This window comes from Corallococcus sp. AS-1-6 (assembly GCF_020037015.1).
Classification (GTDB): domain Bacteria; phylum Myxococcota; class Myxococcia; order Myxococcales; family Myxococcaceae; genus Corallococcus.
Genome location: NZ_JAIQDE010000002.1, coordinates 151,909 through 165,338 on the forward strand (window position 1 = coordinate 151,909; position 13,430 = coordinate 165,338).

Annotated in this window: 15 protein-coding genes; 8 read left to right on the top strand and 7 right to left on the bottom strand. The window is 71.9% G+C overall.

Annotation, left to right across the window (positions count from 1 at the left end; translation table 11 throughout):
• The first annotated feature begins 119 nt into the window (after positions 1 to 119).
• The 6 genes from K8612_RS03480 (at position 120) to K8612_RS03505 (ending at position 5,449) form a co-directional block, all read left to right on the top strand.
• Positions 120 to 539 carry a hypothetical protein gene (locus tag K8612_RS03480; RefSeq protein ID WP_223761249.1) on the top strand — a complete coding sequence of 140 codons (420 nt, stop codon included), beginning with the start codon at positions 120 to 122 and terminating at the stop codon, positions 537 to 539.
• 103 nt (positions 540 to 642) lie between these two features.
• On the top strand, positions 643 to 1,980 hold the full coding sequence (locus tag K8612_RS03485) for a zinc-regulated TonB-dependent outer membrane receptor (protein ID WP_223761250.1): 1,338 nt from the start codon (positions 643 to 645) through the stop codon (positions 1,978 to 1,980).
• Positions 1,981 to 2,002: 22 nt separating this feature from the next.
• Positions 2,003 to 2,926 (top strand): metal ABC transporter solute-binding protein, Zn/Mn family, encoded by a 924-nt coding sequence (locus tag K8612_RS03490; RefSeq protein ID WP_223761251.1) that lies wholly within the window; start codon positions 2,003 to 2,005, stop codon positions 2,924 to 2,926.
• Positions 2,927 to 2,930: 4 nt separating this feature from the next.
• A complete protein-coding gene (locus tag K8612_RS03495) occupies positions 2,931 to 3,791 on the top strand; it encodes a hypothetical protein (RefSeq protein WP_223761252.1) in 861 nt (286 codons plus the stop codon).
• Positions 3,778 to 4,596, top strand: a complete 819-nt coding sequence (locus K8612_RS03500) for a metal ABC transporter ATP-binding protein (protein ID WP_223742283.1) — start codon at positions 3,778 to 3,780, stop codon at positions 4,594 to 4,596. Before K8612_RS03495 ends, K8612_RS03500 begins: the two co-directional genes overlap by 14 nt.
• Positions 4,577 to 5,449 (top strand): metal ABC transporter permease, encoded by an 873-nt coding sequence (locus K8612_RS03505; protein WP_223742284.1) that lies wholly within the window; start codon positions 4,577 to 4,579, stop codon positions 5,447 to 5,449. The genes K8612_RS03500 and K8612_RS03505 overlap by 20 nt, the downstream gene beginning before the upstream one ends.
• Positions 5,450 to 5,475: 26 nt before the next feature.
• Here K8612_RS03505 and K8612_RS03510 read toward each other — a convergent pair whose 3' ends face one another.
• From K8612_RS03510 to K8612_RS03535, 6 genes are all read right to left on the bottom strand, one after another.
• A complete protein-coding gene (locus tag K8612_RS03510; RefSeq protein WP_206792756.1) occupies positions 5,476 to 6,024 on the bottom strand; it encodes an isochorismatase family protein in 549 nt (182 codons plus the stop codon).
• 72 nt (positions 6,025 to 6,096) lie between these two features.
• Positions 6,097 to 7,839 (bottom strand): hypothetical protein, encoded by a 1,743-nt coding sequence (locus K8612_RS03515; RefSeq protein ID WP_223761253.1) that lies wholly within the window; start codon positions 7,837 to 7,839, stop codon positions 6,097 to 6,099.
• Between the two features lie 21 nt (positions 7,840 to 7,860).
• Positions 7,861 to 8,460, bottom strand: a complete 600-nt coding sequence (locus tag K8612_RS03520) for a hypothetical protein (protein ID WP_223761254.1) — start codon at positions 8,458 to 8,460, stop codon at positions 7,861 to 7,863.
• A gap of 18 nt (positions 8,461 to 8,478) precedes the next feature.
• Complete coding sequence (locus tag K8612_RS03525) at positions 8,479 to 8,862, bottom strand: hypothetical protein (RefSeq protein ID WP_223761255.1); 384 nt, start codon at positions 8,860 to 8,862, stop codon at positions 8,479 to 8,481.
• 29 nt (positions 8,863 to 8,891) lie between these two features.
• On the bottom strand, positions 8,892 to 9,383 hold the full coding sequence (locus tag K8612_RS03530; RefSeq protein WP_223761256.1) for a hypothetical protein: 492 nt from the start codon (positions 9,381 to 9,383) through the stop codon (positions 8,892 to 8,894).
• A 288-nt stretch (positions 9,384 to 9,671) separates the two neighbouring features.
• The gene (locus K8612_RS03535; protein ID WP_223761257.1) at positions 9,672 to 10,112 is read right to left on the bottom strand and encodes a hypothetical protein; all 441 of its coding nucleotides are present in this window, start codon (positions 10,110 to 10,112) and stop codon (positions 9,672 to 9,674) included.
• 179 nt (positions 10,113 to 10,291) lie between these two features.
• On the opposite strand from K8612_RS03535, the gene K8612_RS03540 reads away from it, so the two are divergent.
• Positions 10,292 to 11,749 (top strand): hypothetical protein, encoded by a 1,458-nt coding sequence (locus tag K8612_RS03540; RefSeq protein ID WP_255671369.1) that lies wholly within the window; start codon positions 10,292 to 10,294, stop codon positions 11,747 to 11,749.
• A gap of 74 nt (positions 11,750 to 11,823) precedes the next feature.
• On the top strand, positions 11,824 to 12,540 hold the full coding sequence (locus tag K8612_RS03545; protein ID WP_223742290.1) for a Bax inhibitor-1/YccA family protein: 717 nt from the start codon (positions 11,824 to 11,826) through the stop codon (positions 12,538 to 12,540).
• Between the two features lie 54 nt (positions 12,541 to 12,594).
• Here K8612_RS03545 and K8612_RS03550 read toward each other — a convergent pair whose 3' ends face one another.
• A complete protein-coding gene (locus tag K8612_RS03550) occupies positions 12,595 to 12,930 on the bottom strand; it encodes a ferredoxin (protein ID WP_120530529.1) in 336 nt (111 codons plus the stop codon).
• Positions 12,931 to 13,430 lie beyond the last annotated feature (500 nt).

Consider the following 13,430-nt stretch of genomic DNA (forward strand, 5'->3'; position numbering starts at 1 on the left):
CGGCGTTGAATCGCCGCACCGCTCCATCCGTCCGTGCCCGGGAGCACCGGGAGACGGATGGATGCTCTGCCTGCCTTGACACTCCCGGGGGCCGACAGTAAGCCAGCCGGGACCCTCAGATGCTCTCGCGCGCCCACACCCTTGCCCGCCTCACCGCGATGCTGCTCGTCGCGCTCTGGGGTGCCCAGCCGCTGGGTCTGGCGCTGCACGTGGAGCAGCACGCGCACCGGTTCTGTCCGCAGCACCAGACGTTTGAGGAAGACGCGCGGCGCGCGAACCCCGCGCTGTCCCGCTTCTCCGAGCGCGCGCCCGTCGTCGCCTCCGTCCCGCCCGCCGTGGCGGACGCGACGGGCCTCAACCACGAGACGTGCCCGCTGCTCACGGCCGCCCCGCAGGTGGGGGCCCTCGCGGGCTCGGACGTCCCCGCCGCTTCGGCGTGCGTGGAGAGCAACCACCCGGCCACCGCGCCGCCCCGCTCCTTCGCGCCGCTCGCCGTCCTCGACACCGCGCCCAAGGCCTCGCCTCCGACGCACGCGTAGTCCCGCGTGTCGTGTCCGTGAAGCAGGTCATCAGGTCGACAGCTCGTCGTGGGGCGCGCACGCGCGTGCTCCACGGCCGGCCGGTTCCGAGGAGCAAACATCCGTGTCCCCCCTTCCGCGCAGGAATCCCCGCGCCCTCGCCGTCGTGCTCGCCGCGCAGTTGTCCGCGAGCGCCACGTGGGCCCAGCAGTCCCCACCCGCAACCGAGTCCCCGCCCGCTTCTGAGGACACTCCGGCGCTGAGCCCGGAGGAGATGGAGGAGATTGAGAAGGCGCTGGGCACGGACACGAGCACGCGCGCGCGTCCGTCCGGCGACACGTCCCCGGCGTCGCCCACCGCGACGAACGACTCCGGCGTGACGCCGCTGAAGCTGCCCAACGCCATCTCCGGTGGCACCAACTTCCTCAACCTGAGCTTCATCCTGGACATGGCCCTGGCGGCCTTCTCCAACAAGGAGCCCCTGCAGGGCGGCGCGCACGACCCGACGAAGAACGGCTTCAACCTCCAGCAGTTGGAGCTGTCCATCGGCTCCGTGGTGGACCCGTACTTCCGCTTCGACAGCAACCTCGTCTTCAGCCAGTTCGGCGTGGAGATTGAAGAGGCGTACGTCACCACGTTGGACCTGCCCGCCAACCTCCAGGTGCGCGCGGGCCAGTTCCTCACCCGCTTCGGGCGGATCAACGCCACGCACCCGCACGCGTGGGACTTCGTGGATCAGCCCTTCATCATGAGCCGCTACTTCGGCGCGGAGGGCAACCGCGGCCTGGGCGTGGAGGGCTCGTGGCTCACGCCGCTGCCCTGGTACGTGGAGGTGATTGGCAGCGCCACCGACGCGACGGGCGAGGCCACCGCGCGCAGCTTCTTCGGCGCCGCCGCCGAGCGCGTGCTGTCCCCGCTGGACTTCCAGCTCACCGGCGCGGTGAAGCAGTTCTTCCCCCTGTCGGACGACCTGTCGCTGCTCTGGGGCCTGTCCGCCGCCACGGGCCCCAACGCCACGGGCTACCGCAACCACACCAGCATCTACGGCACGGACGTGTACCTGAAGTTCCGGCCCATCACGTCCCAGAGTTCGCAGCAACTGGTGCTCCAGGCGGAGGTGCTCTACCGCCGCAGGCAGGTGCCGGACGACGTGCTGTCCGACTGGGGCGGCTACGCGCAGACGGTGTGGCGCTTCTCCAACCGCTGGGCCACGGGCCTGCGCTACGAGTTCGGCTCGGCCGCGAAGACGCTGGAGGGCCGCGTGGCGAATGATCCGCTCGACCCCGAGTGGACTTCCGACCGCCAGCGCATCACCGCGTCGGTGACGTTCTGGCCCACGGAGTTCTCCCGCCTGCGCCTGCAGGCCGCCACGGACCGCGTGGGCTGGCGCGAGTCGCCGGACTACTCGGCCTTCCTCGCCCTTGAAGTCGTGACCGGCGCCCACGGTGCCCATGCGTTCTGACCCCTTCTTCCGGAGCCCTTCCATGCGTTCCCTTCGCCTGTTCGCGGCCCTGTGCGCCGCCGTCGTCAGCCTCACCGCCGTCCCCGCTCGCGCGGACCTGAAGGTCGTCGCCACCCTCCCGGACCTGGCCGCGCTGGCCAGGGCCGTGGGCGGGGACAAGGTGGACGTCACCGCGCTCGCGCTGCCCACGCAGGACCCGCACTTCGTGGACGCCAAGCCGAACCTGGCGCTCGCGCTCAACCGCGCGGACCTGCTCATCGCCGCGGGACTGGACCTGGAGATCGGCTGGCTGCCCACGCTCCAGTTGGGCGCGCGCAACAGCCGCATCCAGTCCGGCAACCCGGGCTACCTGGACGCGTCGCGGTTCGTGAGCCTCCAGGAGGTCCCCGCCGGGCAGGTGGACCGCAGCCAGGGCGACGTGCACCCCGGCGGCAACCCGCACTACCTCTATGATCCGCGGCAGGCCCTCAAGGTGGCGGCGGCCATCGAAGCGCGCATGTCGCAGTTGGATGCGAAGAACGCCGCGGCCTACAAGGCCAACCTCGCGAAGTTCACGCAGGAGCTGCAGGCGGCGCAGGCGGGCTGGGAGAAGCGGCTCGCGGGGTTCAAGGGCGTGCCCGTCATCGCGTACCACCGCACGACGGCGTACCTGCAGGACTGGCTGGGCTTCAAGACCATCGCCTTCCTGGAGCCAAAGCCGGGCATCCCGCCGAACCCGTCCCATGTCGCGCAGGTGCTGGGGCAGGGCAAGGCCAACAAGGTGAAGCTGGTGCTCAAGGAGGACTACTACCCGGACAACATCGCGAAGCTCGTGGCGTCGAAGATCCCCGCCGCGCTCGTCACGTTGCCGGGCGGCACCGACTTCCGCTCCGGCCAGACGTACGTGCAGCGCCTGGAGCTGATGGTGGGCCGGCTGGAGCAGGGCCTCGCCGGGAAGGGGGAATGACGCCATGAAGCGCTTTCCCATCAAGGCGTGGTTGCTTCCCGTCGCGCTCGTGTCCGGGTGCGCGTTCGACGCGGGCGAGGGCTTCGCGGTGCTGGAGCCCTCCGTCCAGGCCGCGTACACGCCGGTGTCCGGCCGCGACGCGGGCGACGGCTACCAGGCGCTCGCGTCCGACTTCCAGTTGCGCATGGACACCGGCGCGGTGAGCCTGGGCAGCATCGACCTGCTGGCCAGCTCCGGGGGCGGAGGCAGCACGACGTTCGACCCGTCCTCTCCGCCGCCGGGCTACTCGCTGTGCCACAACGGGCACTGCCACAGCGACTCCGGGGCGCTCGTGGACTACGAGGACATCCAGGCGGAGCTGGGCGGCGGTGGCAGCACCACCGTCACCGTGGCCAACCTGCCGGTGGACGCGGAGCTGGACCTGCTGGCGCCCGCGGCCCGCGGCCTCACCTGCGAGCCCGCCTGCGCGCTGGGCAAGACGACGCTGTCCCGGGGGCGCTGGGCCGTCACGGGCCTGCGGATGACGGGCAGCGTGCGGGATGGCCGCGTGCCGGCGCGCTTCGCGGGCGCCCTGCCCTTCCGCTTCACCGCGACGGTGACGGGCGCGGAGGCCACGCCGGTGGCGGTGCTCACCGGCGACCTGGACGTGCCGTCCGACCGGGAGAACGCGCCGCGCGTCGAGCTGGGCCTGAAGCTGGAAGTGACGCCGGCCCTCTTCGACGCGGTGGACTGGTCCGCCGCGAAGCCGGGCACCGACGGCGTGGTGGACCTGGACGCGCCCGAGAACGCGGCGGTGCGCGCCGCGCTCCTGGAGAAGGTGGCGGCGCTGAGCCCCACCGCGGAGGTGAGCCGTGGCGCACGGTGAGCACGAGACGGAGCTGGACCGGGGCCACCGCGCCGCGGTGCCGGAGCCTGGCGAGCCGCTGCTCAAGTGCGAGCAGTTGGTCATCGGCTACGGGGGCAAGGACATCCTGCCGCCCATGGACCTGGTGGTGCGCCGCCACCAGTTCGTGGCGGTGGTGGGCCGCAACGGCTCCGGCAAGAGCACCTGGTTCAAGACGCTCCTGGGGCTGATTCCCCCGGTGTCCGGCCGCATCACCCTGGGCGCGCCGCACATCCGCAGCGCGTACGTGCCGCAGATGTCCGCCATCGACTCGCTGCTGCCCGTGCACACGCGGGAGCTCACCAGTTGGGGACGGCTGTCCGGGTGGAACTTCCTGCGGCCCTTCCCCAGCAAGACGGACCGGCAGAAGGTGGAGGCGGCGCTCGACACCGCGGGCGCGCGCGGCATCGCGAAGCGGCCCTTCCGCGACCTGTCCGGCGGCGAGAAGCAGCGCGCGCTGCTGGCGCGGGTCATCGCCACCGAGGCGGACGTGGTGCTGCTGGATGAGCCCACCGCCGCGATGGACGCGGTGGCGGAGAAGCAGACGATGCTGCGGCTGTGCGCGCTCGCGCATGACCGGGGCCTGGGCGTGGTGGTGGTGAGCCACGACCTGTCCGTCGCCGCCGAGCACGCCGACGTCATCCTCTTCGTGGACCGCGAGCACCGCTGCTTCGTCATGGGCGATGCGCGCACCGTGTTCTGTCACCCCGCCTTCCGCCGCCAGTACGGCGACGACTACTGCCACAGCGCGCCCCAGGGACCCCACCGTGGAAACAACCCTGCTTGAGCCCTCGAAGTGGGAACAGTTCCAGGCGGGCTGGGAGCTGTTCCGCGACCCCATCCTCTGCGCGCTCATCGCCGGGTGCGTGCTGGGCTTCCTCAGCGTCTACGTGGTGCTGCGGCGCATGGTGTTCGTCAGCGCGGCGGTGACGAACACCGCGGGCCTGGGCGTGGCGCTGGCCTTCTTCGCGGAGATCCACCTGGGCGTGCACGTGGATCCGCTGGTGGGCGCGGTGGTGCTGTCCGTCGCGGCCACGCTGCTGCTGATGATTGAACCCGCGCGGCTGCGGCTGTCGCGGGAGAGCCTGCTGGGGTGCGCGTTCGCCTTCGCGGGCGGCGCGGCCATCCTGGTGGGCGACCGCATCGCGCAGGAGGCGCACGACATCCAGGGCATCCTCTTCGGCACCGCGGTGCTGGTGACGCCGGATCAACTCCAGGCGGTGGCGGTGGCCGGCGCGGTGCTGATGGTGCTGCACCTGTGGTGGTTCCGGGGCATCGCCTTCGTCAGCTTCGACCGCATCGGCGCCACCGTGCAGGGGCTGCCGGTGAAGCTGCTGGACACGGTGTTGATGGTGTCCATCGGCATCATGGTGGGCGTGTGCGCGCGGGCCCTGGGCGCCCTGCCCGTCTTCGCGTTCTCCACGCTGTCGGCCATCGCCGCGCTGGTGCTGGACCTGCGGCTGCCGTGGACCTTCTTCACGGCGACCGTGCTGGGCGGCATCGCGGGCGCGGGCGGATACCTGTTCGCGTACTTCTACGACTTCCCGGTGGGCGGCTCTCAAACCGTCCTGTCCGGGGTGCTGGTGCTGATGATGATGCTCGTGCGCCTGGTGCGCGTGCCCTTCAAGCGCCGGGCGTGAGCGGGAGGCCGCCGTCGTCCCTGGCTTCAGCGGACGGCGGCGGACACCTTCTTGAACTCGGGCGTGCCCGCGCGGCCCAGCATGTCGAACAGGGCCGACTCCACGGTGAGGATGCGCGCGCCCGCGTCGCGGCACAGCTCCAGGCCCACGCGGCGGTCCTCCTCCGAGCGCGACAGCACCGCGTCCGCGAGCAGGCACGGCTCCCGGCCGCTGTCCGCCAGGTCGCGCGCCGTCTGGAAGACGCAGATGTGCGTCTCCATGCCGGTGATGAGCACCTGCTTGCGGTCCCCCAGCACGGAGAGCACGTCCGGCGTGGCGGCGGAGAACTCCAGCTTCTCCAGCGGCTTGAACTCCCCCAGGCGCAGCTTGAGCAGCGAGTGCGTGCGGCCCAGCCCCTGCGGGTACTGCTCCGTGACGATGACGGGCAGGCCCAGGGCCCGCGCCCCCTCCACGGCGGCGCCCGTGCGCGCGAGCATGCGGTCCAGGGCGTCGCGGTCCATCGCGGCGCACAGGCGCTCCTGGATGTCGACGACGAGCAGCGCGGCCTGCTCGGGCTTCAGGCGGAACGACGGCATGGGGCGGCTCCTTGGAGGATGTCCCTAGTGACGCGAAGGCCGCGCCTGCGTCAAGCGCGGCGGCGCGCGGGCTCAGGCGCCGTGAACGGTCCAGGGCGCTTCACCGCCCCGGGGGACGGGCGCGGTGTCCACCGAGGCCGCGTCCGGCACCCGGCGGAGTGCGGTACGGCCCCGGTGGCCCCGGGCCGCGAAGCCCCGGGCGCGTTGCAGGCCCGGCAGGTGCGGATCCGCGTCGCGCCACAGGTCCAGCACCACGGCGAAGTCGTGCGCCGCCTCGGACATGCACTCGCAGGCGACGTGGGCCTCCGCGACCAGCAGCATGCAGTGGCCGCAGCCGGGCCGCTCCCCTGCCCGCTCCAGCGCCAGCTCCAGGGCCTTCTCCTCGCGGCCGGAGCGCAGGCGGATGCGGGCCAGCGTCTCCCGGGGCGGCCGGCAGAAGAGCGCGGGGCCCACGGGGCGCAGGCGGCGCTCCAGGCGCAGCGCCCGCGTGAGCGCGGCCTCCGCCCGGCCGGAGTCTCCGCGGCGCGCATCCAGCGTGCCTCGCAGTTCCTGCGCCGCGACCTCCACCGTGCGCGCCACGTCGCGGGCACACAGGGCGCGGCCCTCGGAGCGCGGCGCTTCCGCCAGGGTGAGGACCAGCGCGTCCAGGGCGCCGCACGCGCGCTCCACGTCGCCCAGCCGTCCCGTCTCCAGGGCACAGACGCCCTTCGCGTACAGGCGCACGGCGTCGCGCAGCCCGGCCTCCGCGACGGTGGCGGCGTCTCCCAGCTCCATGGGGACCTCCGCGGCCGCCCGGCTGAAGCCGAAGCGCAGGTGCGCGGCGACGAGCGTGGTGGCGGCGAAGAGCACCGCCTGCGGCTGGCCTCCTGAAGCCTCCACGCGCTGCCGCAGCTTGCGCGCCCAGGCCTGCGCGCCCCGGTACTGCCCCACCTCCACGCAGCCTTCGCTGAGCAGGCGCAGGGCGGTGTCCGCGCTCGGCGCCACGTCCAGGGGCAGCGACTCGCGCGCGAGGTACGCGTCGTCCGCCGTCACCGCGGCCTCCAGGACGCGGTTCGCGTCCACTGCCTTGCCCACGCGCAGCAGCAGGCGTCCGGCGGCGAGCAGCGCGGGGCTCCCCGAGGGCACGAGCGACGGGAGCAACTCCGCGCTCTCCAACGCCGTCTCCGGCCGGGCGCTGGGCAGCCACGCCTGCACCCAGGCCACGTGCACGCCCGCGTGAGCCGGGTGCGTGCGCAGCAGGTCGCGCAGGAGGAACTGCGCGTAGGGCTGTCCCTGCCCGGGGCGCCCGTCGGATTCGTACCCGTCCAGCAGGAAGCCCGCGAGCAGCAGGCGCGGCTCGGGCTCCTGGGGGTAGCGGTCGATGAGGCACTCCATCTCCCGCACGAAGGCATGTCTGCCATTGGCGGGCCCCTTGTCCGCGAGCAGGCTGGCCGCGACGACCAGCCGCTGCTCCAGGTCGGTGGTGCCCTCCGCCAGGGTCAGCGCCTTGCGGATGGCCTCCGCGCGGTCCGCCGTGAAGCGCTGCCCCACGCCCCGGGCGAGCGCGAGCCCCCACCACGCAATGGCGAGGGACGGGTCCTTCCGCGCGGCCTCCGCGAAGGCGCGCCGGGCCTCCAGCGCCCAGCCCAGGTGCAGCAGGCGCAGTCCCTGATCGAAGTACGCCTGCGCCAGGGGGACCTGCGTCGTCACCTGGAGGTGCGCGTCTCCCAGCCCGTCCAGGAGCGGCGGCGTGGGAAGGGCTTCGTCCGGCAGGTCCTCCCACGCGACGTGGGAGTGGACCGACGGGGCATCGGCTCGGAACAGACGTGCCAGCATGGTGTCCTCCTCACGCTCCGGTCATCGGAGCGACAGCGTGTTGACGGAGGCGTCGGTCGCGCGCACGCGCACGGCCAGCCTCCTCCAGGCGGTGGCCAGCTCCTCGGCCGGGATGGGGGACGCCTTGCGCCGCGCCGCCAGGCACTCGCGCCGCCAGGCCAGGCCCACGTCGCGGGCCACCCACGCCTCGTACTCCGCGAGCCAGTCCGCCAGCCGCGCGAGCCCCGCCCGCGCCGCCCTGCGCTCCGGCCCGGTGGCCGCGTCGCGCCGGACGCCCACGTCCTCCACCCGGAAGGCCGGGCCGCGCGCGTCCTCCACCCACCGGGGCACGAAGCCGTCGCGCGGCACGAAGATGGCGGCGCCGCAGGACTCGCACAGCGCGCCGAAGCCCCACAGCGTGAGGCGCCCCCCGTCCAGGAGCCGCCCCTGGTACGCGCTCTGTCCCTCCACGCCCGGCGGACGCGCCTCACGCACCAGCCCGTGCCGCAGCAGCACGTTGCCGTCCGGGCAACGCACGTCCTGGCCCAGGCACCACATGGCCACGTCGAACAGACGGTCGCCGTCGCGGCGCACGTCGCAGGGAAGCAGGGAACCGGCACTGCCACAAGAGACCTTGGACATGGGGCGCCTCCGGGGCCGCTACGAAGCGGCCTTCTTCACGGTGGGACCCACGCGCGCGGGCACGTCGCCGAAGAGCGCCTTCGCGTCCACGGCCGTGGCGCCCGCCTTGGTGAGCAGCGCGTTGACGGCGCGCACCAGCTTGGAGCGCACGCGCGGGGACAGCGGCTTGTCCTCGCGCGCGGCATTGAGCTGATGCTCGCTCAGACCCCGGCCGCTGCGCGGCTTGCCCAGGCCCAGCTCCGCGTACGGCTTCTGCTGCTGCTCCTTGTCGCGGCGGCGCGTGGAGCGCTTGCGCTTCAGGACGCGGTCCTCCTCCGTGTGCGCCTCAAGCTGGCGCGAGCGGCGCAGCAACACCGCGGGGGAGATCTTCTGACTGTCGAGGAACTGCTGGAAGGTACCCATGGGGAACTCCTGAGACGGGAAAGAGGTGGCTAGTGGTCGTGGTCGTGCTCGCCCGACTCCTCGATGACGAGCGACACCGAGGACAGGGTCGAGGGGCCGAAGGTGAGCGTGTGCGTGCCCACGGTGAGCGGCACGACGTAGCGGCCCTGGATGTCCGTGCAGAGCGAGGAGCTGGTGGCGCTCTCCTCGAACTCCACCGTCGCGCCGCTGCCGTTGGTGACCTTCACCGGCACCGTGGCGCTCGTGTAGAGGACGTAGTCCGTGGCCTCGGAGACGGCGAAGGACACCGCGCCGCCCTTGCCTCCGGCGACGTCCACCAGGGCGATGTCGTAGCGCGTGTGGTCGTTGCTCACGGCCGGGCCCGTGCCGCTGACGGCGGCGGTGACGGCGACGGCGGGGCCCTTCTGCAGGTGCTCACAGCCCTCCTCGTCGACGTGGGCCTCCTCTTCGTCGTTACCCCCGCAGCCGGCGGCGAGGAGGGCGGTGGACAGCAGCAGGGCGGACAGAAGCTTCTTCTTCATGTTGGGGACTCCAGGGACACGGGGGGACTGCGGGAACTCCAGCCGCGCGGGCCGCACGCGCACCGCCCCGAAAGCAGGAGCGACCGCGAAGGACCGGAGCGGGACTGGAAGGAGGGACCGCCGCACGAAGCGCGCATCCGTGCGCGTGGCCGGAGGCTCCATGCGCGCGCGGCGGATCCGTTCAGCGAACGGGGACGCGCGAACCCTGGACCTGGACTCCGGTGACCACGGCGCACCCCGGCCCACGAAGACACGGGGGGCCAGGACGGCGGGCGACGGCGGCGGAGACTAGGCGCGCGGCGGCGACGACTTGGGCGCGAGCCTCAACAGCGCGACGGGCGCCGCGTGGAAGCGGAACACCGCCAGCGCCGGACTGGAGCGCGTGGAGACCGCGGCCATGACGGGCGCGGACCCGGCCGGAGGCGGTGCCTCGCGGCGCAGGAAGGCGTGGTGGCAGTGGGCCTCACCGCCGTGGGGCGTGGCCTTCGACACCGGCGCCCGGGCCACGCGCGCGTCGTCGAAGGAGAGCGCCTCCTCCAACGGGCCGTCGTGGGAAGACGCCTCGCTCACGTGCATCACGTCCCCGTGCTCCAGGCACGTGGTGTGCTGCACGAGCGCGAAGTGGAGCACGCTGCCCACATACACCAGCACGCACACGAGCACCCACGGCAGCGCCAACAGGCGCGGCAGGGAGCGGCTCGTGCTGGGCTGGCGTCGGAGGCGGCTCACGTCCACTCGGTCTCGAAAAGCAACTGAGTTGTTTTAAGCGACCTCCCCGCCCGGTGCAAGCCGGGACGCCCTGGCCCCGGGCCGGAGGGCGAGGTGGCGGACACGGAGCGCCGCGGCGGGCCCGCGGGTTGTGGACCCACGAGCCCCTGGGGTCGTAGGTTCCGCGCGTGCACGAGCTCATGGATGTCCTGCGCAGGCAGGCACACTATTTCGGACCGGAGCTGGCGAAGACCGCCTACCAGCGCGGCCTCGCGGTGACGAAGCTGGATGGCAGCACCCAGCCCATCCCCATCACCGCCACGCCGGTCATCCTGGACGCGGAGGAGATCAAGCGCCGCTCGCTCCTGTCCGCGAAGCTGGCCTCCGCCACGATGAAGATGACGCGCGCCATCCTCGGCGGCCCGGACGCGGAGCTGCTGTTGGGCGCGCTGTCGCCGCTGGAGCGCCGCCTGGCGCTGGCCACCTGGGAGGCCAGCCGCAAGCTCGCCACCACGCGCGTGGACTACTTCGTGTCCGGAGGCCGGCCCTGGGCGCTGGAGGTGAACGCCACCATCCCGGCCATGCAGGGCTATTCGGACATCGCGGCGCGCACCTTCATCGAAGTGGTGGCGCGGCACCTGCGCTATCCGGAGAAGGCCATCCCCGCGCTGCTCACGCTCAACGGCAACAACGCGCTGGCGCTCTACCGCTCGCTGCTGGACGGCTACGCGGCCGAACGCAACGGCCAGATGCCGGACACGGTGGCGCTGTTGTGCCGCAAGAACGACGCGCAGATCACGGAGCTGCGCTGGCTGTGCGAGCGCTTCCGCGAGTTCGGCGCGGACGCGGACATCGTGCACCCGGAGGACGTGTCCGGCGAAGACGCCTTCACGGTGAACGGAAAGAAGTACGACCTCGTCTATCGCCACCTCTTCGTGCGCCGGCTGGAGCAGAACCCCGCCCCCTGGGTGGAGGACTTTCTCTCCGTCGTCCCGGGCAGGAAGGCCGTGTTCCTCAACCCGCCCGCGTCGCAGGTGGAGGTGAAGACGACGTTCGCGCTCCTGTCGCAGGCGGTGACGGACGAGGCGCTCGCGCGGACCGCGGGCCTCGCGCCGGAGGAGCTGGAGGCGGTGCGCGAGTCGGTGCCGTGGACGCGCCCCTTCCGCCACGGGCCCGGCGTGGGTCCGGACGGCGCGAAGGTGGACGACATCGTGGCCCGCGTGGCCCGGGAGCCCGCGAGGTTCGTGCTCAAGCGCGCGTGGGACTACGGCGGCAAGGCCGTCTTCCTCGGCCGCTCCGTGGGCACCCTGCCCTACGAGGAGCGCGTCAAGGGCGCCTACGGCGAATCCAAGACGTGGGAGGCGCTGTGCGAGCGCGCCGCGACGGACACGCAGGGCGGCGGCTTCGTGGTGCAGGAGGTGGTGGACACGCAGCCGGAGGAGCACCTGCTCTGCGGCACGAACCAGGTGCTGCCCACGTCCTTCTTCGTGGATTACTCGGCGTATGCGTCTGTTGGGCTCGCGAAGCAGCCCGCGTGGGGCGGGGTGTGCCGTGGGTCCATGTCGGAGATCGTCAACATCGTGGGTGGCGGTGGCGTGCTGCCCCTCATCACGACGGAAGTCGCTTCGAAGCTTTTGCTGGCCTGGAAGGCCCTTTAAGGCGTCCTCCAGGGGTCATCGTTAGAGAAGGGCTGGGACTGAAGCGGTCCCCGGCCCGAAAGGAAAAGAAACACATGGCGTGGGAATCTTCAGGTGGCTGGCAGGGCGGGCAGGCAGGCTCGGTGGACGACGTCCTGGTGCAGGAGTCGCAGCGCGCGTTCATGTCGCGCGTGCACGGCTGGATGTTCGCGGGCCTGGCGCTCACCGGCGTGATGGCGATGGTGACGCTGGCCAATGAGACGCTGCTCCGCATGGCGGTGCAGAACCGGATGGCGCTGTTCCTGGTGCAGCTCGGCGTGGTGTTCGGCCTGTCCATCCTGGCGCCCCGGCTGTCCGGCCCGGTGGCCGCGGTGATGTTCGCGGGCTACGCGGCGCTCACCGGCGTGACGATGTCGGTCATCTTCCTCATCTACACGGCCGGCTCCATCGGCCAGGTGTTCTTCATCACCGCCGCGACCTACGGCGCGATGGCCGTCTACGGCACCGTCACGAAGAAGGACCTGAGCAGTTGGGGCACGTTCCTCTTCATGGGGCTCATCGGCATCGTCATCGCCGGCCTGGTGAACATGTTCGTCAAGAGCAGCGCCGTGTCGTTCGTGACGGCCTGCGCGGGCGTGCTCGTGTTCGCGGGCCTCACCGCCTATGACGTGCAGAAGCTGCGCGACTACCACGCGGGCACGGGCTTCAAGAGCGCGACCGCGGTGAGCATCGTGGGCGCGCTCACCCTCTACCTGGACTTCATCAACCTGTTCCTGTCGCTGCTGCGCCTGCTGGGCAACCGCCGCGACTAGTCCCAGGGTTCAACGCGGTTCCCCAAGGGCGGGGCGCGAGGCGGGAGACCGCCTTCAGCGCTCCGCCTTCTTGTTGAAGGGCATCAGCAGCCGCTCCACGGGGCGGCCCTGCACCAGGTGCTCCTCCACGATGGTGGGCACGTCCTCCACCTTCACGCCGCCGTACCAGGTGCCCTCCGGGTAGACGACCACGGAGACGCCGAAGGCGCACGTGTCCACGCAGCCCGCCGCGTTGGCGCGCATGCTGCGCTTGAGCCCGCGCTTGTCGAGCTCCTCCTTGAAGGCGGCCCGCACCTCCTCGCCTCCCTTGGTGGCGCAGCACCCCTTGGGGTGGCCGTCCGGACGGCGGTTGGTGCAGACGAAGACGTGACGTTCGAAGGGAGGCGGCATGGTTCGCCTCCTAACGCGGCCGGGCGTCGAAATCGATGCCCCCGTTCAGCAGGCGACCGTCCAGGCCCGCCCCACCCGGCCCCTTTGTCGCGGGGGCGCTGGGGCCCTCCTACGCTCGGCGCACGGACTGACAGCAAACATCCGTCAGTGATCACGAGCGCTTGGACAGGCGCCCTTCCCTTCCTGTCCGATTTTGCATGGCCATGGCCATACATTGCCAGCCACGGCAGCCGTTGCCACTGGGGCCGGGGTTATTAGATCAGCCTTGGACGCAGATCAGAGCACCTCGGAATGCCTACCAAATGAAGTGTGTAAGAGGCGCCCTGACACTAGGTATAGGGGAGCAGGGGATGTTGACGGACCCCCCCAGCGATCATATGGATCCGCCCGCCCGGCGGGTGGGCAGTCAGGCCCGGGCCCGGATTCCAGCGGGGGGCCCGCTGGCTTCTGCCCGTCCCGGACCATCCCAACGCGGCTGTCCCCGTGCCTGGAAGTGATCA

What these genes read in the sequence shown, in the direction of transcription:
- K8612_RS03480 (WP_223761249.1), top strand. Translation starts at nt 120, where the DNA reads ATGCTCTCGCGCGCCCACACCCTTGCCCGCCTCACCGCGATGCTGCTC.
- K8612_RS03490 (WP_223761251.1), top strand. Translation starts at nt 2,003, where the DNA reads ATGCGTTCCCTTCGCCTGTTCGCGGCCCTGTGCGCCGCCGTCGTCAGC.
- K8612_RS03495 (WP_223761252.1), top strand. Translation starts at nt 2,931, where the DNA reads ATGAAGCGCTTTCCCATCAAGGCGTGGTTGCTTCCCGTCGCGCTCGTG.
- K8612_RS03510 (WP_206792756.1), bottom strand. Translation starts at nt 6,024, where the DNA reads ATGCCGTCGTTCCGCCTGAAGCCCGAGCAGGCCGCGCTGCTCGTCGTC.
- K8612_RS03515 (WP_223761253.1), bottom strand. Translation starts at nt 7,839, where the DNA reads ATGCTGGCACGTCTGTTCCGAGCCGATGCCCCGTCGGTCCACTCCCAC.
- K8612_RS03520 (WP_223761254.1), bottom strand. Translation starts at nt 8,460, where the DNA reads ATGTCCAAGGTCTCTTGTGGCAGTGCCGGTTCCCTGCTTCCCTGCGAC.
- K8612_RS03525 (WP_223761255.1), bottom strand. Translation starts at nt 8,862, where the DNA reads ATGGGTACCTTCCAGCAGTTCCTCGACAGTCAGAAGATCTCCCCCGCG.
- K8612_RS03530 (WP_223761256.1), bottom strand. Translation starts at nt 9,383, where the DNA reads ATGAAGAAGAAGCTTCTGTCCGCCCTGCTGCTGTCCACCGCCCTCCTC.
- K8612_RS03540 (WP_255671369.1), top strand. Translation starts at nt 10,292, where the DNA reads ATGGATGTCCTGCGCAGGCAGGCACACTATTTCGGACCGGAGCTGGCG.
- K8612_RS03545 (WP_223742290.1), top strand. Translation starts at nt 11,824, where the DNA reads ATGGCGTGGGAATCTTCAGGTGGCTGGCAGGGCGGGCAGGCAGGCTCG.
- K8612_RS03550 (WP_120530529.1), bottom strand. Translation starts at nt 12,930, where the DNA reads ATGCCGCCTCCCTTCGAACGTCACGTCTTCGTCTGCACCAACCGCCGT.